Consider the following 24,826-nt stretch of genomic DNA (forward strand, 5'->3'; position numbering starts at 1 on the left):
TTGTGGAAAGAAATATATTCAGGATTTTGTTTTAACTCAAGAAAAAATATAGTTTTTCTAAGATAAATGTTTAGATTATTAACAGATTTGTTAATATATAATTACTAAATTTATTTTTTTGAAATTTAAGAAAAAGATCTCCCATTTTACAATGGAATCCATTTTTAATTTAATAAAAAAATAGCATTATTAGTATTTATTTCGTATTTTTTAGAGATAACAAAAAGTGAAATTTGAGAGAAATTCAGGAATCCTTCTTCATCCCACCTCTTTACCTGATAGTCCTGTTTGCGGAAGTTTTGGTGAGCCTGCTCGAGTATGGCTTAATGAACTTGCTGCCTCTGGTATAGGAGTTTGGCAATTTTTACCTCTTGCTCCTCCTGATTCATTTGGATCTCCTTATAGTTCACCATCAAGTTTTGCTTTTAACCCATGGTTCCTTGATCAAAATGATTTAGTTAGAGACGGTTTTTTAGCTAATACTCTAGAAAAATTTTCTTCTGAAAATAATTATTTTGATAACAGAGTTGATTCTCAATTAGCTAATTCAAGAGTTAAGTTGCTACGTTCTTTTTTAGTTGATTATTGGGACAAACAGAATATAACTACTCAAGAAGAATTTGAAAGATGGTGCTCAAAGCAATTTTGGTTAGAGGACCATTCTATATTTATGGAACTAAAAATTCAAAATAATGATCTTCCATGGTGGGAATGGCCAGATAAATATGCAGTTAGAGATAAGAAAGAATTAGTAGATTGGAAAAAAAATAACCAAAGAGAATTGTTAGGCCATAATCTTCTCCAATGGCATTTAGATAGGCAGTGGAAATCAATCAGAAAACTTGCAAAAAATCTGGGTATTTTTTTATTTGGAGATGTACCTTTTTATGTTTCAAAAGATAGTGCTGATGTATGGAGTAATCGATCATTGTTTTCAATTTTAACTAATTCAGATACATTTTTCCAGAGTGGCGTGCCGCCTGATTATTTCTCTGAAACCGGTCAGCTTTGGGGGAATCCAGTTTATCGTTGGAGTAGGCACAAAGCTAGCAACTATAGGTGGTGGAGAAAGAGAATTTCAAGACATCTTGAACAGGTTGATTTTTTACGACTTGATCATTTTCGAGCTCTTGAAGCTTTTTGGGCCATTCCTGGTAAAGATAAAACAGCTGAGAATGGTTTTTGGTTGCCTTCCCCTGGAAGAGAAATATTGCGTTTTATAAAAAATGATTGTAGTGGTTTGCTTCCTTTAGTTGCTGAAGATTTAGGTCTCATAACATCAAAAGTTGAAAGGTTACGTGATGACTATGAATTAGTAGGAATGAAGATACTTCAATTTGCTTTTGATGGAAATTTAGATAATCCCTATTTGCCAGAGAATATTAAAAATGAAAATTGGATTGTTTATACAGGAACTCACGATAATTCAACCTCTCAAGGCTGGTGGAGAGAAATGGATCAAGACAGAAAAGAACAAGTTAGAGAAAGGCTTCTTGATTATGAGAATTTCACTTCTTGGGAATTGATTCGAATAGGTATGGAAACTAAAGCAAAATTATTTGTAGCGCCTATGCAAGATTTATTAAATCTTGACGATAGCGCTAGATTAAATAAACCTGGCACAATAGAAAATAATTGGACATGGAGATTGTCGAGAAATAATATGAATATTGAAGAAGCTATAAAAAAGTATGGTGATTTGGCTAAAGCAAATAAAAGATAATATTACTTTTCTTTTTTAGTTTTAAGTACATTTTCATTTTTTATAATAGTATTTTCTATAATTATTGGTTCAGTCGAAACACTATTTGTTTTTATAAGATACCTTAGTTGACTATTAAGAACTAATATCGATAAAAGCATAAGGATAATATATAAAAAACTCCCAAACCAGCTATTAAGAAAGTCTATATTTATAAAATTAAATTTAAACCTAGATATATTATTATCACTATTTTTTTGTACTGACAAAGCATTTAAACTTCCTCTTTCTAAATTTAGATTAGTCTCAAGACTTTTTATCATTGAATTTAAATATGTTTTTTCTGGTAAATATTTCTTCCATCCATTTTCAATAGCTATTAGTACATTCCTTGAAATTTTTGTCTCATTTGATAGTTGCTCTAATGAAATTCCAGATTTCTTTCTTTGAGCTTTAAATAGATTAATTGCATCATTAAAATCATTATCCGAAATAGGTTCATCTGATAAGCCTGATGAAGGTTTTTTTATTAGCAAGTCAGCTTTTCGTCTTGATAAAAGACCAGATTCAGATATTATCTTTTGTAATCTATTAAGGTAGGACATTATATTTTAAATAGATTCATTTTTATATATTAGTTTGCTGAAAATTGACTTGGTAAAGTCTGTTTTTATTAGAAGAATTCATCGATTTCTTTGACTGTTCCCGCTTCTACTTGGGTAAATAAATCTTTAATAGCTTTCCACATGCTTATACCAAAAAGTATCGAGATTATAGAAGAAAATATTAGAGATTTAATAATAGAAAAGTTTATGATACTAAGGGCACTTACGAAAATAATTGTTAGTCCTGTGAAGAATGAAAACCAACTTGATATTGTTCTAGGATTCTCTAGAGGTATTGGCGATATCTTTTTTGTGGTCCAATTATTTAGTTTTGATTTCATTATGTCAGCAAATATCAACCCAGACATCAGACAGATAAATCCACCACAAGACAACCAAAAAAAAGGATCTTCAATTGGCTTTATTTGTTGATAATCTGAAATAAACTCATCTATATTGGGTATATTTGCCTCGTCTATACTAACTGCAATAAATGTGATTATGTTTTGAATAATGTTAATAACCATGTTCCCAATCTTTATTTAATTTTTCATTATTGTATTTTATAAAAATCATCTATGCAACTTGTGTATTGTTTTGTTTTGTTATGCCGGAAGCCATTCTTATAGGATTGAATGTTTTTCGTACTAACTTAATTAATTGCTTCAGGTCTTTAGTATCTATTCTTTCATCTTTAATAATACTCATTAATAAGTTCTTCCTTATTAATGATCCTCTAGAGCTAGTTAAGAGCTTAATACCTGCTCCCGCTACAGGAATTAGCTCTTTTGCAGGTGTGCTTGAATCTTGTACTAGCACATCAAATAAATTTTCTATTCGCTCAACTCTTAAGTGACCATTTTGATCAAATATCACATCTAATAATATATTTATCATTTCACTAGTATCTGAAGTAAGCAATCTTTTTGCTACATAGGGATATGCTAGATCTATAATTTTAAAATCAGGATCTAGGCGTAGAGCAAGTCCTTCTTGGCTAATTACTGCTCTAATAATTAAAGCAAACCTTGCGGGCACTCTAAAGGGGTAATCAAACATTAATTCGGAGAATTTATTGGTAATCTCTTTAAAATTAAAAGATGCGACGTCTTTACCAATTGCACTTCCAAGGACCTCCTTTAATACAGGTATTAGAGGTTTAAGATCTTGCTCTTCATTTAAAAAACCTAGCTTTTGAAAGTCTTTAGCTACAGAATGAAAATCATTATTTATTAAGTGAACAATTGCACCAGTAAGAGTTAATCTATCTTCTTCTGAAATTGAGTCCATCATTCCGAAATCAACGTAGGCTATATTTCCTAAATCACCATTATGACCTTCAAGAGCAAACATATTCCCAGGATGAGGATCGGCATGAAAGTATCCAAACTCTAATAATTGCTGTATTCCGCTAATAACACCGGTTCTAATAATCTTTGATGGATTTACATTGTTAACAACTAATTCATTTCTATCTTTTAATTTTGTGCCATCAATCCAGCTTGTAGTTAATACCTTTAATGATGATAGATGTCTTTCTACTTTTGGTATGGTTACTGACTTATTATAGTGGAAGAGATTAGAAAATTTTTCGGCATTATCGGCTTCTTTTTTGTAATCAACTTCATCAAATAAACTTCTTCCAAACTCATCTATTATTTCCCCTAATCCAAACCCAAGATTTAATGGAAGTATTGGCGCGCTAAGAACACCTAGTATTTTTATGATTACGATGTCTCTTCTAATATTAAAAATCAGTAGTGGCCTTTGAACTTTTACTGCTACCCAATAATTTCTAGTTAACTTTGCTTTATAAACCTGTCCAAGACTAGCTGAGGCTATTGGCTTGGATGGAAAATCTTCGAAAAGTTCATTTGCTGGTTTCCCTAGCTCACTTTCAATGATCTCAAGTGCTTTTTTATTGGAAAATGAGGGTAAGTTATCTTGTAGGTTTGTTAATTCCTCCAACCAATCTTTTCTTATTAGATCTGGCCTAGTTGATAGTGCTTGTCCTACTTTTATAAAACATGGACCTAGACCAATAAGTGTCTTAAGTAGAAACTTGGCTAGATCTTTTTGTGTCTTATTGTCATTGCTAGACCCTTGGAAAATAAGTCTTGCTAATAGAAGTGATATTGCGCCAACTATCTGAACAAATCTAGGCACCAATATCCACGGCCTTGAAATTAACCAGATTAAATCTCTTTTGAAATCGTACTTCATGAATCCATCATAAGTTCTTTTAGCTACCCCTCTAAGAAGTTCTTTTGATTTGCTTACTGATTAATTTATGTAAATTGATTTTAGGTAATTCTTTTATTCAATGGGGCTGTTTGACTTGCTTTCTGCTAATAGAAGCGAAAATCTTTTCTTGCCAGCCCATGGGAGAGGAAATGCTCTCCCCAAAAAGATAAAAAACCTTTTAAAGCTGAGACCAGGTATTTGGGATTTGCCTGAGCTATTTGAGATTGGTGGCCCGTTGATTCGTGAAGGAGCAATAGCAGAAAGTCAAAAGTCTTCTGCCTATGAAGTTGGGGTTGATAGATGTTGGTATGGAGTTAACGGTGCTACAGGCTTACTTCAAAGTGCATTGCTTGCTCTAGCTCGTCCTGGTCAAGCTGTTCTCATGCCCAGGAATATACATAAAAGCTGTATTCACGCATGCTTGTTTGGAGGATTAGTGCCATTGCTTTTTGATGTTCCATATTTAAGCGATAGAGGTCATGCATCTGTTTTTGATAAAAAATGGCTTCAGAGTGTTTTTAAAAAAGTAAAAGAATTTGAAGAGGATATAGCGGCTGTGGTTTTAGTTAACCCCACATATCAAGGTTATTCTGCAGATATAGAATCTCTAATAAAGGAGATTCATTCACATTGTTTACCAGTGTTAGTTGATGAGGCTCATGGCGCTCAACTAATAAGTCAAGTAAGCCCAGATTTGCCTAAGTCAGCTATATCTTTTGGTGCAGATCTTGTTGTTCATTCTCTTCATAAATCTGCACCAGGATTAGTTCAATCCGCGGTCTTATGGTCACAAGGTGACAAGGTTGATCCATTTAATATAGAAAGAAGTATTGAGTTGCTTCAAACTTCAAGCCCAAGTTCTTTGTTGTTAGCTTCTTGTGAAAGTTCAATAAAGGAACTCATTGAATCTAAAGGGATAAAGAAATTAAAATCCCGTATAGAAGAAGCTAAGTTGTTAAAAGATTTTTTGATTAATAAAAAAGTTCCTCTTCTTAAAACCAGTGACCCATTAAGAATTATTCTTCACACATCAAAATTCGGGTTAAGTGGTATTGAAGTTGATAAAAGGTTTATAAAAAAAAGAATAATTGGTGAATTGGCTGAGCCAGGAACACTAACTTTTTGCCTTGGACTCTCTTCTCACAAAAGATTAGGCAAAAGATTTGTAAGAACTTGGAATGAAATCCTGACATCGTCTGGCGAACAAAAAGCTTGTTTTTTTAAAAGACCTCCTTTCAGTATCGTCACTAGGCCATTGAAGCCATTTACTTATTCTTGGGGATCGAACTTTGAGAAGGTAAAGCTGCAGGATGCTATAGGAAGGATTTCTGTTGAAATGGTCTGTCCTTATCCTCCTGGAATACCTTTATTGATCCCTGGTGAGATTTTGGACGAAGCTCGTGTTGAATGGTTGATAGAACAAAAATGCTTTTGGCCAGAACAAATCTCTGATTTTGTAAGAGTTATTTGTTGATTAATAATATCTACTTATCAGCTATAATGAAAATTATTATTATTAACTCCTTTTTAGTATGTTTTATAAAAGAAAGCTATATTTTTTTTAATCTAATTTAATGTTTTTAGCTGTTTCGAAAAAGAGATTATTAAGTGGACTTTTAGTTGGAGCTTTTGGCTTTTTAATAGTCTCTCTAGGTGGTTGGTGGTTTGCTATCTCAATAAGTTTAATTGTTCATATAGCTCTTCTAGAGTTTTTTCGAATGGCAGAATTTACTGGTATACGACCAGCAACTAAAACAACGTTGTTAGCCTGTCAAATATTACTTTTTTTTACCCAATTATCTTCTCTTGGATATATCTCTTTCGAAATATCAGATGCCATTTTGCCATTGTCTGGTGCAGCGATTTGTGGTTGGTTGTTGTTACAACCAATTACTGGTTCCATTGCAGATGTAGCAGCATCAATATTTGGATTGTTTTATTTAGGCTTCTTGCCAAGTCATTGGATAAAGCTAAGAAATCTTTTAGAGACTGACTTGTCAAATAACGTCAATTTGATTCCCACTGATTGGTCAACATCTATTACTTTTGGAATGTTAATAACTTTCTCTACATGTTTTATGATTGTTGGATTTGATATAGGTTCTTATTTTGTTGGTAAGAAGTTTGGAAATCATTCATTATCACCAATTTCACCTTCTAAAACTATTGAGGGTGTTATTGGTGGATTAATATTTTCTGTATTAATAGGAGTCTTTTTTGGCTATCTACTTAGATGGCAATTTGGAATATTTATTGGAATATTTATTGGTGTTTTAGTGGCATTATTTTCCCTGGTTGGAGATCTTACAGAATCGATGTTGAAGAGAAATGCTGGATTAAAAGATTCAGGTAATTTTTTACCTGGTCATGGAGGAATTCTTGATAGAATAGATAGCTATTTATTTACTCCAGCAATTGTATTTTATATAGTAATTTTATTATCACCATTAATTATTTCCTGAAATAATTAAAAACTTAAAGATGAATTTGCAGAAATTTTGATTAAATTGTTTTCTATATTTATAGTTTCTATATATATTTTATTTTCCATTGGTACCTGAAAAGTCTTGTTAGAGGTTTTGTTTCCCAAATAGATTTTGCCTTTCTCTGCTTTAATATTAATCTGTTCTACTTGATTGTTAGTCATATTTTTTTTATATCCTTTAATTAACAATTTATCATTCCTTAACTTTACATCTTCTATTTTTTCCTTGTTTAGTATTTCTTTACATATCCTAGCCCCTATCCAACTCCAATTTTTAGATAATAGAACTGTTTTGAGAGAATTTTCAGATAATGAAAGCTTAAATTTTATTATCTGATTATTTTTAAAGTTTAATTCTTTATTTTTTAGCTTGAATTTGATTCCAATTTGATTGGCTTCCAACTGAACTCTATCGAACAAAAGATCTTTGTAATTTATATCTTCAGCAATGATATTGATTTTTTGCAGTTCACCTTTAATAATTTGAATAGAACTAGCTATGATATCTATTTTAATACTACCAATCTTTTTACAATATTTTATAACTAAAATTTTCACACCATGTTCTAATAATTTAGCAAGAATACCTTTATCTTGAATCCGCTTGGATATCATTCCTTTATTTAAATTTCTTTCCAAGCCTCAGCAACTAATTTTGGTTCTTCTAAGTGTGGGAGATGTCCGGAATTTTCTGCTATTTCTATGTTGGAGTTATAAGTCCTGCTGGTTTCTTCTTTTTCATTCTTAGGAATTATTCTGTCATATTTTCCTAAAATAATTTTGAGAGGTTGAGTTGGCTTTGGGAGTCCACAATTAGATACTCCTCCATTTGATGCGAAATCTGCAAGAGATGATTGCCATCCAGGAACTTTTAAATGTATTGAGGCAATTTGTTCTTCTGCAGGTCCAACGCTATTTGTTGGATCTGCGAATGCTTGTCTACACAAGTTCTTTCGGACGAAAGGTTGACGAAGGAAAAAGGCCCCCAAGTGATTAAAAGGCCATGGGATTTTTGGGTTTTTACCTGCCAACCCTGCTGGAGATAAAAGTAATAACTTATTGACCTTTTTTGGGTTTTGTCTTGCGAGTTCTAAAGCTAAAGCTCCGCCCATTGAGGCCCCTATTACTCCAATTGGTTGATCTTTTGAGTAATAATTCAAAACAGAATTTAAATGTTTCATCAAATATTTGAATCCATATTTGTTCCCATTAGATCTAGGACAAAAGCCAAATCCATATAAATCTGGAATGATTAATTTGTTATTCTTTTTTAGAAAAGGTGTGAGACGTCTATATTCAAGAAAGCAACTATCAAAGCCATGTATTAAAAGAATCTTTTCTCCTTTGCCTGTTATTACTGTTGGAAATAAATCAGATTTGCATGGTGAAATATCCTTTAATTCTATCCATTTAAGATCTTCAAAAAGTTTACGTGCTTGTTTGTCAATAATTTGTTCTCTTATCTCATTAATGTATGCTTTAGTAGCATTTTTATTATCGATATTTTTAATTTCTTCCTGATTCAATGTTCTTTAATATTATTTAAAAATTATTTTGTAACTTGTAGATAAAGATTGAAAATTTTGAATTGCTTCATAAAGTTCTTTTTCATTTATTGGGAAAGGTAATTGATGTATATCAGAGTTATCACTGCAGGCGAATTTACAGGCTTTTTGTAGTTCATCCGAAGTCGTGCTTTTAAGACAAATAGACTCAAGTGATATTGGAAGATTGAGTTTAGAGAAGAAATCTATAAGTTGAGACTTAGCTTGTTTAGGTAATTGACTGTTCGAATTTTTCTCTTCTAGATGTAATTGTATTAGCAATCCGAATCCAACAAGCTCTCCATGGAGTGGTTTGTTGGTGTATGCAAGTTGAGTTAATCCATTGTGTATTGGATGCGCTGCAGCAGTTCTGCATCTAGCACCTCCTAGACCTCCTATTATTCCAGCAGTAAGTGCACATCCTTCGGCGACAGTTTCCCAAGAATTGCTAAGTGGATTTAAGAAAGCCTTTAGACCGTTTAAAAATAATTGATCTCTTAAAACCCTAGCCATTTGAACTGCTTGTTGCACAAAACCATCTTGGCTTTTGCTGCTCGTTAAGGATGATTCGTACCATTTCGCAACAGCATCTGCCATGCCGCTTGCCAAAGTTCTTGGTGGAGCGGACCTAACAATTGTGTGATCAAATATTAATAAGTTTGGGCAGTTTTTTAAAGTTACATCTTTGATGAATTTGCCATCAGGTGTATAAATATTAGATAAAGCAGTCCATCCTGCACATGTGGAAGCGCTTAATGGAATAGTAATGCAATTGATGTCAAGTAAATCAGCAATTAATTTTCCTGCATCCAGTACTTTTCCTCCTCCTGCTGCAATAATCCCATCGCAATTGTTATTTTTTGAGATTAGGCATGCATTTTTGATATCTAATTCACAACAATCATGTTCTAACTCAAAAGAGAATGATTGAATACCTCTTAAAAGAAGATCTTTTTTGAATGAAGTTCTTATACCTTTAGTTGTGCTACTTCTACCTATTAATAAAGGCCTTTTGCACAATTGTGTAACTAGATCTATTGATTTAATCCAAGCGTTCTCACCCCTAACTACTTTTGAAGGTGAAATGCTGTGATTATTTATAGACATACAAATGAATTTATACTTTCAAAGTTAAATAGCAGCGCTTGCTAACTCAGTTTTGGGACTATCTTTTCCAAGATGTTTAACAATTACTTTTTTGCTTTCATCAATATCCACCTCTGCCTTGTCTCCATCTTTAATCCTCCCAGATAAAAATTCTTCAGCAAGGCTATCTTCTAACAATCTCATAACAGCTCTTCTTAAAGGCCTTGCCCCATAGGAAGGATTGTATCCCTCTTCAACTAATCTTTCTTTGAAATCATCAGAAACTGTTAATGATATTCCTTTCTCTTTTATTCTCAAAAATACTTCTTTCAACATTATTTCGGCGATGTCTTTAACTTCGTTTCTAGAGAGTTGTCTGAATACAATTATTTCATCTAATCTATTAAGAAATTCAGGACGGAAATATTGCTTAAGTTCTTCATTTACTAAAGATTTAATTCGGTTGTATTGAGTATCTTCTAGGTTCTCCCCTGATAATTCAAATCCCAATCCCCCTCCACCTTTCTCAATAACTTTAGATCCAATATTAGAAGTCATTATTATCAATGTATTTTTGAAGTCAACAGTTCTTCCTTTTGAATCGGTTAGTCTTCCCTCTTCAAGTAATTGAAGCAGGAGGTTAAATACATCTGGATGTGCTTTTTCTATTTCATCGAACAAAACTACTGTGTAAGGTCTTCTCCTCACCGCTTCAGTTAGTTGTCCCCCTTCATTAAAACCTACGTACCCAGGTGGCGAACCTATTAATTTGCTAACAGTATGTCTTTCCATGAATTCAGACATGTCTAGTCGTATCATTGCTTCTTCACTACCAAAGAAATAGGCCGCTAACGCTTTCGTGAGTTCAGTTTTCCCTACACCCGTTGGACCAGAAAAAATAAAACTAGCAATTGGTCTATTTGGATTCTTAAGACCTACTCTTGCTCTCCGAATCGCTTTTGAAACAGCTTTGACAGCTTCGTCTTGGCCAATGAGTCTTTGATGCAAGGTATCTTCCATATTTAAAAGTTTGACTGATTCACTTTCAGTTAATTTTTGAACAGGAACTCCTGTCCAGGACGCGACAATATGAGCAATATCCTCTTCATTGACTATGGGCTGAGGAGCTTTTGATTCATCAGACTGATTAATTACTTGATCAGAAAGTTCATTATTTGAATTTGAATTATCAGTAGTGTCGGGATCGACAGTTGATGCGGTTTTTTGTCTTATGTTCTGTAGAAGGTTTCTAATCTTATCTCTAAGTTCAACTTCTTTCTCTCTAAGTTCTCCTGCTTGGGTGAAATTTTGATCTCTTACGGCTTCTTCTTTACTCTTTTGTATTTTCCTTAATTCTTTATCAACTTCTTTTGCCTCAGGGGGCAATTTAGAATTCAATAATCTGACTCTGCTCCCTGCCTCGTCAATTAGGTCTATAGCTTTGTCAGGTAAAAAACGATCTGAAATATACCTGTCACCAAGATTGGCAGCAGCGTCTAAAGCTTCGTCAGTAATTTTTAATCTGTGATGTTGCTCATATCTCTCTCTTAGTCCTTTAAGGATTTCAATTGTGTCTTTGATTGAAGGTTCTCCAATCATAACAGGCTGAAATCTACGCTCTAATGCTGCATCTCTTTCAATATGCTTGCGATATTCATCTAGAGTCGTAGCTCCAATACATTGAAGTTCGCCTCTTGCTAAAGCTGGTTTTAATATGTTTGCAGCGTCAATTGCACCCTCAGCAGCTCCTGCTCCTATTAAAGTATGAACTTCATCTATAACTAGAATTACATTTCCAGCAGACTTTATTTCTTCCATTATTTTTTTTAACCTTTCTTCAAATTCACCCCGATATTTGGTACCAGCGACAAGTAAACCTATATCAAGAGTTAAGACTCTCTTCTCTTCGAGAATATCAGGAATGTTTCCTTGTTGGATTCTCTGAGCAAGTCCTTCAGCAATAGCTGTTTTTCCTACTCCAGGCTCTCCAATTAGAACCGGATTGTTCTTTGTCCTTCTTCCCAATATTTGAATTACACGATCAATCTCTGAATGTCTTCCTACGACTGGGTCCAGCTTTGATTCGCTAGCTAATTTGGTAAGGTTTGTTCCGAATTCATCAAGTGTTGAGGTTTTGACTGATCCTTTGGATGCCCCTGAACCGGTAGTTACTTCAGCGGTTTCGCCAAGCATTCGAACAACTTGTGTCCTGACTTTTGTTAGATCAACCCCTAAGTTTTCAAGAACTCTTGCTGCAACTCCCTCGCCTTCTCTGATAAGTCCGAGTAATAGATGTTCAGTCCCAATGTAATTGTGACCTAGTTGTCTGGCTTCTTCTAGAGAAAGTTCAAGTACTCTTTTTGCCCTTGGAGTGAAAGGGATTTCTACAGCAACGAAACCAGAACCTCTTCCTATTATTTTTTCAACTTCCACTCTTGAATCTTTTAGATTTACTCCCATTGATTTAAGAACTTTAGCTGCAACGCCTGTTCCTTCTCCTATTAGACCTAAAAGGATTTGCTCGGTTCCAACAAAATTATGACCAAGGCGTCTTGCCTCTTCCTGTGCAAGCATAATCACTTTTATAGCTTTTTCTGTAAACCTCTCGAACATTAACTTTAGTCATTAACTGTTTCATCTAATTTATCAGGGTTAAGTGTGAAATGTGTACGGTTAGGTTTTTTTTTATAAAGGGTAAATATTAAGTGTTCTTTGAAAGATAATTAAAAGTATTAATTGATGCAAAGAATGGATAATGTATTTGTTTTTGGTTTCGGTAAACCGAACTGAATTATTGCTTTTTTTATTTTTTATTAGTCTCTTTAGCAAGAAGAAGAGCATTACTTCCATCTTTGTAAAAATTAATTCTATTACCTATAGTTTTGAAGCCCATTGATTTGTAAAAAGCTTTAGCTGACTCGTTGGTGTCTTTAACTTCTAAATAAATTTGATTCGTTCGCAGTAAAGTTGAACGTTTGATTAGATCTGACAAGAGAAATTTTCCTAGTCCTTTCCTTTGGTGTTTTGGATGAACAGCTATTGAAGTTATGTACAATTCGTCTATTAACAACCACGCGGAACAAATGCCTAAAAGTTTTTTTGTTTCTAGCTCTATTATCCCTAGACAAATCCTTTTTGGATCAGTGAGTTCTTTCACCCATTGAGATTTAGTCCAAAGACCTTTTAAGGATTTTTGGTCAATCTCAATACAATCATTTAGATGCATTATCCCTAATTGAATTATTTTGAGATTCATATCGAATTCTTAATCGATTGATCCTCCTTTCTTTAAAAAGAATACTAATTGGTTGATTGATCTCTAGATTGGCTAAATATTAAAGTAAAAACTTTCTATGCTTGGCTCAAAAGCTTTTGAACCCGAGAGGGATATATACAGTCCAAACCGAAATATAGCTCCTATCTCTTCCGAAATTAATGAAAGTGAAAAATTAGTAGTTGGTGGATTTCAACTTAGTGAATTAGCAAAGAAATATGGAACTCCTCTTTATGTTTTTGATGAGCTTTCACTTAGGACTGCTTGCAAAACTTATATCTCTTCATTAAAAAAGCATTATCCAGGAGATTCTCTTCCTCTATTTGCTTCAAAAGCAAATAGCTCCTTAGCAATTTGTGCTGTTATTGCTTCTGAAGGTTTTGGACTTGATGCAGTATCAGAAGGTGAATTACTTACTGCCCTAAAGGGAGGTGTCCAAGGGGAAAAAATAGTTTTTCATGGAAATAACAAATCTCATAATGAATTGAATTTCGCTTATGAAAATAAGGTGACGATTGTTTTAGATAATTATCATGATATTGAGCTGCTAAAAAATATTGCGTCTGATAAAAAACCAGCAAAATTAATGTTGAGGATTACACCTGGCATTGAATGCCATACTCATGAATATATTAGGACTGGACATTTAGATAGCAAATTTGGTTTTGATCCAGATGATCTTAAGTCGGTTTTAGAAGAATTAAAAACATATAAATGGGCACAATTAACTGGTATACATGCACATATAGGTTCCCAAATCTTTGAGCTTCAACCTCATGTTGATCTTGCTGGTGTGATGGCTGATACTTTGAAGATGGCTCAGGAAATTGGTCATCATATAACTGATCTGAACTTAGGAGGAGGTCTGGGGATTAAATATGTTCAAGATGATAATCCTCCCTCTATTGAAAAATGGATTGAAGTTATTTCTAATGCAGTTGTCAAGGCCTGTAGTGAAAGGAATTTAGCTTTGCCAAGATTAATGTGTGAACCTGGAAGATCTCTTGTGGCTAATTCGGGGCTCACTATTTATAAGATTGGAGCTAAAAAAGTTGTTCCTGGAATTAGAACTTATTTGTCTGTTGATGGAGGTATGAGCGATAATCCTCGTCCAATAACTTACCAATCTCTATATAGTGCCTGTTTGGTAGATAAACCATTGAATACAAATTTTGAAAAAGTTACTATCGCAGGTAAGCATTGTGAGTCTGGAGATGTTCTGTTGAAAGATTTTTTTCTTCCGACCTGTGAAAGTGGTGATTTTCTAGCTGTCTTTGGAACAGGTGCATACAATTATTCTATGAGCTCTAACTACAACAGAATTCCTAGACCTGCCACAATCATGGTTGGTGAAGGCTTGGTTGAGTTGACTCAAAGGAGAGAACTTCCTGAAGATCTATTGCAATTAGATGTATTACCTGATCGCTTTATTCCCCGGAATTAGGTAGGTTGAAATAACGTTGGAGAGTAGGAGTGAATTTTTGGTGGCTTATAAATTTGCGTGTTCTTCTTGATGTGTTGTTTGCGTCTTCTCTTGGAATACTTCTTTTTACAAGAGTTAAAGAGCAAAGAACATTATGGCTTTTAAGAGGTTATCTCTTTTTGGTTTCATTAGCTTGGTTCGTTCAGAGGTTTGCAAATTTACCAATCACTTCAAAACTTGTTGATGCATTGGTTTTGGCCTGCTCATTATCTTTAGCGATTTTATGGCAAGGAGAATTAAGGAGATTAATGGAATTATTAGGTACTGGAAGATTAGCTGTCATTATCGGAAATACTCAAAAAGAATTTAGGGCAAGTTCTAATACTTTCGCTCAATTAACTGAAGCAGCAGGTCGCTTATCACAAAATAGAAAAGGAGCTTTAATTGTTGTTGATATGGGAAGTGACTTACGTCCTGAAGATTTTCTTTTTCCAGGAGTTCCAATCGATGCTCAACTATCATCTGAGTTGTTATTAAATCTTTTTGCAGCAGATACACCTCTTCATGATGGAGCTGTTTTGGTAAAGGGAAATAGAATTATTTCAGCAGGGGTAATCTTACCTCTTTCAAGACAAGGAATTAGTAGGTATGGAACAAGACATTTAGCGGCTCTTGGAATAACTGAACGATTTGATCGATGTATTTGCGTTGTGGTTTCAGAAGAATCAGGTACCTTATCTTTAGCTAGCCAAGGACGGCTCGAAAGGCCTATTACAAGCAGTAGATTACTTGACCTTTTGAAAGAGTTGTTGGATCCTTCAAATTCATCTTCAACTAAACCAAACAGCACTAATCCCTCATTGAAAACAACTTCCTCTAATATTGATACTAAAGTGGTCAAGTCCAGAGTTAATCTTGGGACAATAAATGAAAGCAAGGAGTCTTTGAATTGACATTCCCTTACTTAATACGTACAGATAATTCAGAAGAGGTAACCCCATTACCTAAGGATTTGGATATGCATCGAATGCCCAACCATATTGCGGTGATTATGGATGGGAATGGAAGGTGGGCAAAATTAAAAGGTTTACCTAGAACAATTGGACATACGGCTGGTGTTGAGGCTTTGAAAAACACTTTGCATTTATGCAGTAACTGGGGGATAGGCGCTTTGACTGTTTATGCGTTCTCAACTGAAAATTGGTCTAGGCCTAGAGAAGAAGTAAATTTTTTGATGACACTTTTTGAAAGTGTTCTCAAGCGTGAATTGACTAGTTTAAAACTTGAAGAAGTAAAAATTAATTTCTTGGGTGACCTTGACCCATTACCTATTGCGTTAAAGGACTTAATAAAAGAGTCGGTCGAATCAACTTCTAATAATAAAGGTATTCATTTTAATGTTTGTACTAACTATGGCGGACGACTCGAATTAGTACGAGCTGCTCAAAAGTTGGCAGAACGTTCAGTTAAAGGTGAAATAGATCCCTCTTTGATCGATGAAAATTTGTTTGCTTCTGAATTATTTACAGCAAGTGAGGTCGATCCAGACTTGCTTATTAGAACTAGTGGTGAAAAAAGAATAAGTAATTTTCTATTGTGGCAATTAGCTTATTCTGAAATTCATGTCACAGATGTACTATGGCCAGACTTCAATGCTGATACTCTTACTAAGGCACTCATTGACTATCAGTCTAGAAGAAGAAGATTTGGAGGTGTATAACTAAAATAATTGAATATCTTTAGTTATATGATTTTTTATAGATTATCAGCTAAAACTAAATAGCAATTAAATTTTTTATATTTAAATTTTTTTATGACTTTAATTAATTCTAATATTCAGGAATCTACTAAATGCAATTTCATAGATGAATCATATATGGATTTTAATTCCGTAAGAGGTGGAGATATAAGACATGATTGGTCTTTAGAGGAAATCAAAGAGATACTTGATTTGCCATTAATGGATTTGTTATGGAGAGCTCAAATAGTTCATAGGTCTTACAATCCAGGTTACAAAGTTCAACTCGCTTCCCTTCTAAGTGTGAAGACAGGAGGGTGCTCAGAAGATTGCGCATACTGCCCCCAATCTGTTCACAACGAAACAACGGTTCAACCTAATCCTGTACTACAAGTTGAGTCAGTTCTTAATAGAGCAAGAGCGGCTAAAGATGCCGGAGCAGATCGATTTTGCATGGGTTGGGCTTGGCGTGAGATTAAAGATGGAAACGCATTCGATTCAATGCTTGAAATGGTCAGAGGTGTTAGAGGACTTGGTCTTGAGGCATGTGTCACAGCGGGAATGATTACTGATTCTCAAGCCTCTAGATTGGCAGAAGCTGGTTTAACAGCCTATAACCACAATTTAGATACTAGTCCTGAACATTATTCCAAGATTATTTCAACAAGAACATATCAGGATCGACTTGAAACATTGAGAAGAGTACGCATGGCTGGAATTACAGTGTGCTGTGGTGGGATTATTGGTATGGGCGAATCTGTTTCCGATCGAGCATCTTTACTTAAAGTTTTAGCAACTTTAGAGCCACATCCTGAGAGCGTACCTATTAATGCATTAGTTGCAGTGGAGGGGACGCCCATGGAGGATTTGTCATCTATTGATCCATTAGAGATGGTTCGCATGGTCGCGACAGCAAGGATCATTATGCCTAAAAGTCGAATAAGACTTAGCGCAGGAAGACAACAATTGGGTAGAGAGGCTCAGATACTATGCCTACAATCCGGAGCCGATTCTATATTTTATGGAGATACACTTTTGACTACAAGTAATCCGGAGGTGGAGGCAGACCGTAAACTTTTAGCGGATGCTGGAATTACCGCAAATTTCTCTCAAGAATAAGTAGGTATGAAAACAGAGGATAGCTTTGAGAAATTCAAATATAAAGTTGCTGCCTTTTATGATTTTCTATCGATTATTGATCAAGAAATTCTTTTAATCAAAGAAGAACTAACAACCTTAGCTGCGAATCAGGAAATAAAAGGAACTATTTTATTAGCTTCTGAAGGTGTTAATGGTACGGTTTGTGGAACTGAAAATGCGATAGTTCTATTCATTGAAACTTTAGAGAAACTTCTAAAGGTATCAGATATTAATGTCAAATATAGTTGGACCGATAAACAGGCATTTAGACGCTTTAAGGCTCGTCAGAAAAAAGAAATTGTCACGATTGGGCTAAAACAAGTTAATCCTGCTAAATCTGTAGGTAAATATATAAAAGCTTGTGAATGGAATGAGTTCTTAGAGGATCCTGATAGTGTTATTATTGATACTCGTAATGAGTATGAAATAAAAATTGGAAACTTTGCAGGAGCTCTAAATCCACATACAAGCTCATTTCGTGAATTTCCTTCTTGGGTTCAAAAGCATTTAAAGCCTTTAATCGAGGAGAATCCCTCTTTAAAAATAGGGATGTATTGTACGGGAGGAATAAGATGCGAAAAAGCTACTTCCTATTTGATAGATGAAGGTTTTTCTGACGTACATCATCTTGAAGGTGGAATTCTGAAATATCTAGAAGATGTTTCTCCTGGGAATAGCTTATGGGAAGGTGAGTGCTTTGTTTTTGATCAACGTGTCTCTTTAGATCATGCGCTAACACCAGGCTCCCACAGGATGTGTCATGCTTGTGGATTACCTATTTCTCCTGAGGACTTGAAAAAGCCAACATACATAAAAGGCTTACAATGTGAGGGTTGCAAGAATAAATATACAGATAGTGATAGAGCTAGATTTGCTGAAAGGCAACGTCAAATTGATGAAATAATGAAACGTCTACCAGAAAATTCTATATGGCCATCTGCATGACTAAACCTAATTTAACTCAATTAGAAAAAGAAGCATCTGATAGGGGTTTATTGCTGCGAATACAAGTCAGGAGACCTCTCAATATTTGGTCGTTTAAGCTAGTTGTTGGTGAAATAACCAGTAATACTAAAATTCAGTTGTTGGGTGAAATGAAAGGATGGGCCTATCAAAATACTAAAGGTCTTCAGCTTGATACGATGAAGGTTGGTAAAAACGTTGACCCTAATGTAGGTGATTTGATCTGGGCTTCAACTATGGCCTGGGCTTTAGAGGAGACTCCATGTCGTAGTGCGAGATTATTGGCTATTTATGATGAAAACAATCAGCATCAAATTTTGCAACGTTATTTTCGTAGGCGTGGATTTAATACTATACGTAAAGTTGGATCTTCTCCTTTGGATTTACCTTTGAGACTTGTTTGGGGAGGTGCAGGTGCGTTTATGGTAGGCAATTGTGAGAAAGTATTTGAAAGAAGTTATAGGAGTTGGTCGGAGTAGTTAAAACTATTTTAAGGCGACTAATCTAAAGTTTCATTCGCATGGTAACTGCTTCTTACTAATGGCCCGCTGTTTACTTTTTTAAATCCTAATTCCTTGGCTATTTTAGCAAAATCATTGAATTTTGTTGGTGACCAATAATGAGAAACTGGAATGTGAGCAAGCGAAGGTCGTAAATATTGACCGATAGTCAAATATTGACAGTCGACTTTTCTAAGGTCTTTAAGGGTTTGAATTATTTCATGGAATTTTTCTCCTAGTCCAAGCATTATTCCTGATTTTGTGGGAATCTTTGGGTCGATTTCTCTGGCAAATCTGAGAAGATTTAGTGAATGTTCGTAAGTAGCGCCTCTCCTTACTTCTCTTTGAAGTCTCTTTACAGTTTCAAGATTATGGTTGAAGCAAATAGGATTAGCTGAAAGAACTAGCTTAAGTCGCTCTTTTTGCTTTTCGACATTATCATTGTTGTTTCCACCCCAGAAATCTGGTGTTAGCACCTCAATGGCGACACCAGGATTCAATGTTCTAATTGCATCCATCGTTGACGTGAATAGACTTGCACCGTGATCTGGTAAATCATCTCTTGCGACTGCTGTAAGTACTACATATTTAAGATTTAATACTTGAACAGCATTTGCTACTTTTTCTGCTTCAAAAATATTTACTTTTTCGGGCGACTTTCCTTTCTCTACTTGGCAAAAGGCACAGCTCCTTGTACATATTGAGCCGCCTAATAAAAAAGTAGCCGTACCAGCGGCATAACATTCGCCTCTGTTTGGGCATCTACCTTCTTCGCAGATCGTATGCAATCTGTTTTCTTTTACGAGTTTTTGAACTTTTTCCAATTGAATTGCGTTACCTATGGATGGCTTGATCCAATTAGGTAAACGCTCTTTCGGCAGGAAGCTACTATATTTTGTTGTTTTTCTTGTTGTTGTTGTTGTCATATGTTTGATGATTAATCTAAGTCTCTACGGCCTTCTAAAGCACGCGAGAGTGTTACCTCGTCGGCATATTCCAGCTCACTTCCAACAGGAAGTCCATATGCAATACGAGTGACCTTTGTGAATGGTTTTAATAATCTACCCACATATAGACTAGTTGTATCCCCCTCAATACTTGGTGTTAGGGCAAGGATGACTTCTTTGATATTTTCTTTATCGACTCTTTTGATAAGACTTGATATTTCAAGCATTTCTGGTCCAATCCCATCCATCGGAGAAATTAACCCACCAATTACATGATAAAGACCTTTGTACTCTCGAGTACGCTCAAGAGCAAGCAAATCTCTTGACTCAGAAACAACGCAAATGAGTTCTTGATTTCTTTGCTTGTTTAAACAAATTTCGCATTGTTCTCCTGCAGTTAAATGAAAGCACGTCTTACATTGACCTACTTGACTTTTCGCATTAACTAGAGCTTCTGAAAACAATCTAATTTTGTCTTCTGGTTGACGCAAAAGATGAAGAGCTAATCTTTGAGCAGTTCTGGGGCCGATACCAGGCAATTGCTCAAACTGATCAATTAATTTTGATAATGGTTTAGTGAAGCCGCTCAGAGGTCAGAAGCAATTAACTTGAATGTAGTCAGAGTTTTATCTTGGTTGCACTAATTTAAAGAAGATTATCGTGAGTTAAATTAGAAATGTATCAAAATAGTGATGCTTGAATCTTCCAAATGATCAAATTTTTTCGAACATCTGTTAAATCCCTTTTGGCTATAGCGTTGGTCTTGACGCTCGGAGCTTGCTCTACAGGAGGGACCGCAGGTTTGGAACCTTTTAAAAGTCAAGATGGACGATATGGTTTTCTTTTCCCAACAGGGTGGACGAGAGTGGCTGTCGATAATGGGCCAGAGGTTGTTTACCATGACCTGATTAACTCCGATGAAACCCTCAGTCTTGTTATTTCTAAATTGGAAAATGAAGTGGATTTAGATGATTTGGGTGGAGCGGATGCTGTAGGGGAAAGACTTTTCGGTGAAAAGAATAGTAATAATCCTATTCAATTAATTAATTCTTCAGAGAGAGAAGTCGATGAACGCAAATTCTATGATCTTGAATACTCTGTTGATTTAGAAGACAATAGTAGGCACGAAATTGCTACTGTCGTCGTGGATAGAGGTTATTTATATACACTTGCTGCTAGCACTAATGAACAACGCTGGTCAAAAATGCAAGATACTTTTAAAAGAGTAGTTAGTTCTTTTACTTTCTTCATATAATTTAAGTATTACTTTCACCAGCTTGAATTTTCCAAAGATAGTAATAGAAATCTCTATTTTTAAGAAGAGAAATATGTGTTCCTTTCTCGATGATTTTACCTTTATCTAAAACTATAATTTCGTCGGCATCTATTACAGTACTTAAACGATGTGCAATAACAATTGTGGTACAGCTACTTGTTATCTTCTTTAGAGATCTTTGAATCGCGGCTTCAGTTTCATTGTCTACAGATGCTGTTGCTTCATCTAATATTAATATTGGTGCGTTTTTTAATATTGCCCTTGCGATAGCTATTCTTTGTCTTTGTCCACCAGATAACTTTTGTCCTCTTTCTCCAACTATTGTTTTTAGCCCTTCTGGAAGTTGATTGATAAAGTCAGTTGCTTCGGCAATGTCTGCAGCATTTTTAATTTTTGATTTATCAATATTTTGTGATCCATAAGAAATATTTTCTTCAATTGTACCTTGGAATAAATATGTTTCCTGGCTTACTAATGCAATACATCTTCGTAAACTTTTTAAATCCAATGATTCAATTGAGTTTCCATCAATTTCTATTGAACCTTTACTGATTTTATATAGCCTTAATAATAGTTTTATAAGTGTACTTTTGCCAGAACCTGTAGCACCTACAATACCTATTTTCTTCCCAGGACTAATATCCAAATTAAAGTTTTTGATAACTTGAGCCCGACCTTGATATGTAAAATCAATATTTTTGAATTTGATGTCACCTTGAACATTATTAGGATCTAATTTTATTTTTCCAGTTTTAATTTTTATTGGAGTATCTATTAAATCTAAAACTCTATTTGTTGAGGCCATTGATCTTTGATAATCATCTAAAATGTGGCCTAATGTCGTTAATGGCCATAATAATCTTTGAGTAATAAAAACTAAAAAACTATAAGTGCCCACTGGCATTAATCCTTTCCAAGTTTGAAAGCCTCCAGCAATTAATATTGCAAGGAATGCAAATAGTATTGCGAATCTAATTAATGGGATAAATGCAGCTGAGAGCTTAATTGCTTTTCTATTACTTTCTTGATATAGATTGCTATCGAATCTTAATCTTTCAAGTTCCCAATCCTCAGTAGCAAAACTTTTAATAGTAAGCATTCCACTGAGATTATTATTAAGTCTTGAGGCAAGATCTCCAGCCCTATCTCTGACGTCACGGTAGCGAGGAGCTAGATTCTTCTGGAAATTAATTGATCCCCAAAGAATAAATGGAATAGGGATGAATGCTAGCAATGCAATACCGGGAGCTAAAAAAATCATTGCCCCACCAACAATAAAAACAGTAATTATTAATTGAATAATTTTATTAGCTCCTTCATCCAAGAATCTTTCTAGTTGATTTATATCGTCATTAAGTACAGTCATAAGCCTTCCTGTATTATCTGATTCGAAGAATGTCATCTCTAACTTTTGTAAATGGTCATATGCTTTAATTCTTAAAAAGTGCTGTGTCTTTTGAGCTAAATTTCTCCATAATAATCCATATAAATATTCACAGAATGACTCGGCTGACCAAATTAAGAATGATATTATTGCAAGTGCAATTAATTGATCTGGGACAGTATTAAAGCCCATTGAACCTAGCCATGAACTTTCTTTTCTTACTACTACATCAACAGATATACCTATTAATACAGGTGGCGCAAGATCAAAAAATTTATTCAATATAGAGAAAGTAATAGCTGAATATATCAGACGCTTTTGCCTTGTAAGATTACTTAAAAGTCTTGCTAATGGACTTCTATTTGTTTTTGAATTTAGTGTATACATTTGATATGAATTGCTATTTTTTTAGAGATTAAATTTATCAGAAGCTTTATCTCTACAGTAAGCACGTGAGCTTTTTAGCGAATTTCCAGAATTATATTTTCTAAAAAAACATTCACAAGTAAAATCACTAATCTCATCTAAATTTTGCTTATTCTTTATATCAAGCTTTGTTTTTAAAGTCGCAATACAGAATCTATTGATAAGACTATTTTTAGTACTAATTGTTTTTTCCTTAGCATCTAATTGGTTACCCAGTTCTAATAGAAGAAATGTGATTATGCTGCTGAATAATAATTTAGTAAGCATGTTATTGGTTGTTTTTTCTGTCAGTCAGCTCTGTTTATCTGTAATTCTCTATTCATTACTTTAACTTTCTTTAGAGCTTGAAAAACATTATCAGGCATTTGTTTTGGCAAATCTACAAGGCTGTAGTTTTCAAATATCCTTATTCTGCCTATAGATCTTCCTTTTAGTCCCGCTTCGTTGGCAATTGCTCCAACTAGATTTCCAGGCTTAACTCTATCTCTATGCCCAACTTCAACTCTGAATCTGTCCATTTCATCTTCAAGTCTGTTGTTATCTAAATCACCTCTTCGACGTTGTTTAAATTTATTGTCTCGTCGATCATTTCTTGAATTCCTTTGAGCTGATTGCCTGATCCAATCCTCATTCCCATACTCAAGGAGTGAATTAAAACCAACTGCTAAATTTAATGCGGCAAGAGTTAAGTCTTTTGGATCTATATCTAATTCTTTTTCAACATTTTTTATTAATTCTTCTAAAATATTAGCCTCTTCTGGGTTATCTCTTTCCGTTGAGGCCGCTTTTATTAATTTTGCTTTAAGCTTCTTAATTCGGTTGCTGTTGATAAGTTCATTGTCTGGAATATTCATTTTCTCAATTGGTTGGCCTACAGCTCTTTCAAGGTTACTTAAAAATGATCTTTCTCTTGGATTAACAAAAAGAATAGCTTCACCATTCCTTCCTGCACGTCCAGTTCTGCCAATTCTATGAACATACGCTTCCCGATCAAATGGCATATCGTAATTTATTACTAAACCAATTCGATCCACATCAAGGCCTCTTGCTGCTACATCTGTGGCTACTAAAATATTGATAGAACCCTGTCTTAATCTTTCAACAGTTCTTTCCCTTTGATTTTGAGGAATATCTCCATTTAAAACAGCTACATTATATCCATATGATTCTAATTTTTCAGCTACTACAATTGTAATAGCCTTTGTTCTAGCAAATATTATTACTCCTTCTTCTGATACAGCTTCAAGTACTCTCTGAAGTGCATTAACTTTATAAACATTTTGAACACTTAAATACCTTTGCCTGATAAGTCGTTCCTTCAATTCAGTTGCTTTTATAGTTATTTCTGCAGGACTATTTAAATATTTTTTTGATAATCTTCTTATCTCAGATGGCATTGTCGCTGAGAATAATACTAGTTGTCTCTCCTCTGGCAATTGTTCTAAAATCCATTCAACATCATCAATGAATCCCATTCTTAACATTTCATCAGCTTCATCAAGAACTAAACAACTTAAATGACTAGTATTTAGAGTCTTTTGACGCATGTGATCCATGACTCGACCAGGAGTCCCAACGACGACATCAACTCCCCTCCTAAGAGTGTTGATTTGGTTTCGGAAATCAGAGCCTCCATATATTGCGAGTACTTTAAAATGCGGATGACCTGCGGAATATGTGCGAAATGATTCAGCCACTTGCATAGCCAACTCGCGAGTTGGGGCTAAAACTAAAACTTGTGGATGTCCAACATTCTTTTTCAGTCTTTCAAGGATTGGCAATGCAAATGCAGCTGTTTTACCTGTACCCGTTTGAGCTTGTCCAACTAAATCTCTACCAAGAAGTAATTCAGGAATTGCAGCTTTTTGAATCGGAGTGGGAGATGAGTAGCCTTGATTAGAGATTGTTTGAATTAGTTCTTCACTAAAATTAAATTCTGAAAATCCATTTTCTGAATTTTGATCACCTTCATCCAATATTTTCTCAGTAGATTCCTCGAGAACATCTTGATCTACTGGACATGAGGAATCCTCATGTAGATTTTTATTTGTCATCTAATAATGGTTGCCTTTTTGTCCTTCAAATTAGG

At 34.5% G+C, this 24,826-nt stretch carries 23 protein-coding genes; 10 read left to right on the forward strand and 13 right to left on the reverse strand.

Going from position 1 to position 24,826, the window contains the following annotated elements:
- The first annotated feature begins 226 nt into the window (after positions 1-226).
- A complete protein-coding gene (gene malQ, locus SIB75_RS03610) occupies positions 227-1,723 on the forward strand; it encodes a 4-alpha-glucanotransferase (protein WP_413684135.1) in 1,497 nt (498 codons plus the stop codon).
- Positions 1,724-1,725: 2 nt separating this feature from the next.
- Here the strand turns inward: malQ and SIB75_RS03615 are convergent, their stop codons facing one another.
- The 3 genes from SIB75_RS03615 to SIB75_RS03625 all read right to left on the reverse strand — a co-directional run bounded on the left by SIB75_RS03615 (position 1,726) and on the right by SIB75_RS03625 (position 4,530).
- The gene (locus SIB75_RS03615) at positions 1,726-2,307 is read right to left on the reverse strand and encodes a helix-turn-helix domain-containing protein (RefSeq protein ID WP_413684136.1); all 582 of its coding nucleotides are present in this window, start codon (positions 2,305-2,307) and stop codon (positions 1,726-1,728) included.
- A 68-nt stretch (positions 2,308-2,375) separates the two neighbouring features.
- Entirely contained in the window at positions 2,376-2,834 is a 459-nt protein-coding gene (locus tag SIB75_RS03620) for a hypothetical protein (RefSeq protein WP_413684137.1), read from the reverse strand.
- Between the two features lie 49 nt (positions 2,835-2,883).
- Positions 2,884-4,530: an ABC1 kinase family protein gene (locus tag SIB75_RS03625; RefSeq protein ID WP_413684139.1), complete on the reverse strand. Its 1,647-nt coding sequence runs from the start codon at positions 4,528-4,530 to the stop codon at positions 2,884-2,886.
- A gap of 100 nt (positions 4,531-4,630) precedes the next feature.
- Between SIB75_RS03625 and SIB75_RS03630 the strand changes: the two genes are divergently transcribed.
- Positions 4,631-6,025, forward strand: a complete 1,395-nt coding sequence (locus SIB75_RS03630; RefSeq protein WP_413684140.1) for a lysine decarboxylase — start codon at positions 4,631-4,633, stop codon at positions 6,023-6,025.
- A gap of 100 nt (positions 6,026-6,125) precedes the next feature.
- A complete protein-coding gene (locus SIB75_RS03635) occupies positions 6,126-7,013 on the forward strand; it encodes a phosphatidate cytidylyltransferase (protein WP_413684141.1) in 888 nt (295 codons plus the stop codon).
- Positions 7,014-7,018: 5 nt separating this feature from the next.
- Here the strand turns inward: SIB75_RS03635 and SIB75_RS03640 are convergent, their stop codons facing one another.
- From SIB75_RS03640 to rimI, 5 genes are all read right to left on the reverse strand, one after another.
- Entirely contained in the window at positions 7,019-7,675 is a 657-nt protein-coding gene (locus tag SIB75_RS03640) for a hypothetical protein (protein ID WP_413684142.1), read from the reverse strand.
- A complete protein-coding gene (locus tag SIB75_RS03645; RefSeq protein ID WP_413684144.1) occupies positions 7,660-8,562 on the reverse strand; it encodes an alpha/beta fold hydrolase in 903 nt (300 codons plus the stop codon). Before SIB75_RS03645 ends, SIB75_RS03640 begins: the two co-directional genes overlap by 16 nt.
- A 12-nt stretch (positions 8,563-8,574) precedes the next feature.
- On the reverse strand, positions 8,575-9,687 hold the full coding sequence (locus SIB75_RS03650) for an iron-containing alcohol dehydrogenase (RefSeq protein ID WP_413684146.1): 1,113 nt from the start codon (positions 9,685-9,687) through the stop codon (positions 8,575-8,577).
- A 24-nt stretch (positions 9,688-9,711) separates the two neighbouring features.
- Positions 9,712-12,279 carry an ATP-dependent Clp protease ATP-binding subunit gene (locus tag SIB75_RS03655; protein ID WP_413684147.1) on the reverse strand — a complete coding sequence of 856 codons (2,568 nt, stop codon included), beginning with the start codon at positions 12,277-12,279 and terminating at the stop codon, positions 9,712-9,714.
- Positions 12,280-12,469: 190 nt separating this feature from the next.
- Positions 12,470-12,922 (reverse strand): ribosomal protein S18-alanine N-acetyltransferase, encoded by a 453-nt coding sequence (gene rimI / locus SIB75_RS03660; RefSeq protein ID WP_413684149.1) that lies wholly within the window; start codon positions 12,920-12,922, stop codon positions 12,470-12,472.
- A gap of 97 nt (positions 12,923-13,019) precedes the next feature.
- Between rimI and lysA the strand changes: the two genes are divergently transcribed.
- The 6 genes from lysA to SIB75_RS03690 all read left to right on the forward strand — a co-directional run bounded on the left by lysA (position 13,020) and on the right by SIB75_RS03690 (position 18,683).
- Positions 13,020-14,384, forward strand: a complete 1,365-nt coding sequence (gene lysA, locus SIB75_RS03665; protein ID WP_413684150.1) for a diaminopimelate decarboxylase — start codon at positions 13,020-13,022, stop codon at positions 14,382-14,384.
- Between the two features lie 29 nt (positions 14,385-14,413).
- Entirely contained in the window at positions 14,414-15,316 is a 903-nt protein-coding gene (cdaA, locus tag SIB75_RS03670) for a diadenylate cyclase CdaA (protein WP_413684151.1), read from the forward strand.
- Positions 15,313-16,083 (forward strand): isoprenyl transferase, encoded by a 771-nt coding sequence (locus SIB75_RS03675; protein WP_413684152.1) that lies wholly within the window; start codon positions 15,313-15,315, stop codon positions 16,081-16,083. Before cdaA ends, SIB75_RS03675 begins: the two co-directional genes overlap by 4 nt.
- Before the next feature lie 93 nt (positions 16,084-16,176).
- Positions 16,177-17,220, forward strand: a complete 1,044-nt coding sequence (gene bioB / locus SIB75_RS03680) for a biotin synthase BioB (RefSeq protein ID WP_413684154.1) — start codon at positions 16,177-16,179, stop codon at positions 17,218-17,220.
- 6 nt (positions 17,221-17,226) lie between these two features.
- Positions 17,227-18,186, forward strand: coding sequence for a rhodanese-related sulfurtransferase (locus SIB75_RS03685; RefSeq protein ID WP_413684156.1), 960 nt, complete (start codon positions 17,227-17,229; stop codon positions 18,184-18,186).
- Positions 18,183-18,683 (forward strand): hypothetical protein, encoded by a 501-nt coding sequence (locus SIB75_RS03690; protein WP_413684157.1) that lies wholly within the window; start codon positions 18,183-18,185, stop codon positions 18,681-18,683. The genes SIB75_RS03685 and SIB75_RS03690 overlap by 4 nt, the downstream gene beginning before the upstream one ends.
- 20 nt (positions 18,684-18,703) lie before the next feature.
- On the opposite strand, the gene lipA is transcribed toward SIB75_RS03690, so the two are convergent.
- Together lipA and recR are read right to left on the reverse strand one after the other, a co-directional pair.
- Positions 18,704-19,630, reverse strand: a complete 927-nt coding sequence (gene lipA / locus SIB75_RS03695; protein WP_413684159.1) for a lipoyl synthase — start codon at positions 19,628-19,630, stop codon at positions 18,704-18,706.
- Between the two features lie 11 nt (positions 19,631-19,641).
- Positions 19,642-20,241 carry a recombination mediator RecR gene (recR, locus tag SIB75_RS03700; RefSeq protein WP_413684785.1) on the reverse strand — a complete coding sequence of 200 codons (600 nt, stop codon included), beginning with the start codon at positions 20,239-20,241 and terminating at the stop codon, positions 19,642-19,644.
- A gap of 119 nt (positions 20,242-20,360) precedes the next feature.
- On the opposite strand from recR, the gene psbP reads away from it, so the two are divergent.
- Positions 20,361-20,906, forward strand: coding sequence for a photosystem II reaction center PsbP (gene psbP, locus SIB75_RS03705; protein ID WP_413684161.1), 546 nt, complete (start codon positions 20,361-20,363; stop codon positions 20,904-20,906).
- A 1-nt stretch (position 20,907) separates the two neighbouring features.
- Here psbP and SIB75_RS03710 read toward each other — a convergent pair whose 3' ends face one another.
- The 3 genes from SIB75_RS03710 to SIB75_RS03720 are packed head-to-tail and all read right to left on the reverse strand — an operon-like array spanning position 20,908 to position 24,791.
- Positions 20,908-22,698, reverse strand: coding sequence for an ABC transporter ATP-binding protein (locus SIB75_RS03710; RefSeq protein ID WP_413684163.1), 1,791 nt, complete (start codon positions 22,696-22,698; stop codon positions 20,908-20,910).
- Positions 22,699-22,719: 21 nt separating this feature from the next.
- Positions 22,720-23,004 carry a hypothetical protein gene (locus SIB75_RS03715; RefSeq protein ID WP_413684165.1) on the reverse strand — a complete coding sequence of 95 codons (285 nt, stop codon included), beginning with the start codon at positions 23,002-23,004 and terminating at the stop codon, positions 22,720-22,722.
- A 20-nt stretch (positions 23,005-23,024) separates the two neighbouring features.
- Entirely contained in the window at positions 23,025-24,791 is a 1,767-nt protein-coding gene (locus SIB75_RS03720; RefSeq protein WP_413684166.1) for a DEAD/DEAH box helicase, read from the reverse strand.
- Positions 24,792-24,826: the final 35 nt, after the last annotated feature.

Source organism: Prochlorococcus sp. MIT 1011 (assembly GCF_047305235.1).
Lineage (GTDB): Bacteria > Cyanobacteriota > Cyanobacteriia > PCC-6307 > Cyanobiaceae > Prochlorococcus_B.

Coding starts and splice junctions, on each gene's coding strand:
- lipA (WP_413684159.1), bottom strand. CDS start 19,630: ATGACAACAACAACAACAAGAAAAACAACAAAATATAGTAGCTTCCTG.
- bioB (WP_413684154.1), top strand. CDS start 16,177: ATGACTTTAATTAATTCTAATATTCAGGAATCTACTAAATGCAATTTC.
- SIB75_RS03655 (WP_413684147.1), bottom strand. CDS start 12,279: ATGTTCGAGAGGTTTACAGAAAAAGCTATAAAAGTGATTATGCTTGCA.
- SIB75_RS03650 (WP_413684146.1), bottom strand. CDS start 9,687: ATGTCTATAAATAATCACAGCATTTCACCTTCAAAAGTAGTTAGGGGT.
- lysA (WP_413684150.1), top strand. CDS start 13,020: ATGCTTGGCTCAAAAGCTTTTGAACCCGAGAGGGATATATACAGTCCA.
- SIB75_RS03630 (WP_413684140.1), top strand. CDS start 4,631: ATGGGGCTGTTTGACTTGCTTTCTGCTAATAGAAGCGAAAATCTTTTC.
- SIB75_RS03635 (WP_413684141.1), top strand. CDS start 6,126: ATGTTTTTAGCTGTTTCGAAAAAGAGATTATTAAGTGGACTTTTAGTT.
- SIB75_RS03715 (WP_413684165.1), bottom strand. CDS start 23,004: ATGCTTACTAAATTATTATTCAGCAGCATAATCACATTTCTTCTATTA.
- SIB75_RS03620 (WP_413684137.1), bottom strand. CDS start 2,834: ATGGTTATTAACATTATTCAAAACATAATCACATTTATTGCAGTTAGT.
- SIB75_RS03615 (WP_413684136.1), bottom strand. CDS start 2,307: ATGTCCTACCTTAATAGATTACAAAAGATAATATCTGAATCTGGTCTT.
- SIB75_RS03710 (WP_413684163.1), bottom strand. CDS start 22,698: ATGTATACACTAAATTCAAAAACAAATAGAAGTCCATTAGCAAGACTT.
- rimI (WP_413684149.1), bottom strand. CDS start 12,922: ATGAATCTCAAAATAATTCAATTAGGGATAATGCATCTAAATGATTGT.
- SIB75_RS03685 (WP_413684156.1), top strand. CDS start 17,227: ATGAAAACAGAGGATAGCTTTGAGAAATTCAAATATAAAGTTGCTGCC.
- SIB75_RS03625 (WP_413684139.1), bottom strand. CDS start 4,530: ATGAAGTACGATTTCAAAAGAGATTTAATCTGGTTAATTTCAAGGCCG.
- SIB75_RS03690 (WP_413684157.1), top strand. CDS start 18,183: ATGACTAAACCTAATTTAACTCAATTAGAAAAAGAAGCATCTGATAGG.
- SIB75_RS03720 (WP_413684166.1), bottom strand. CDS start 24,791: ATGACAAATAAAAATCTACATGAGGATTCCTCATGTCCAGTAGATCAA.
- psbP (WP_413684161.1), top strand. CDS start 20,361: ATGATCAAATTTTTTCGAACATCTGTTAAATCCCTTTTGGCTATAGCG.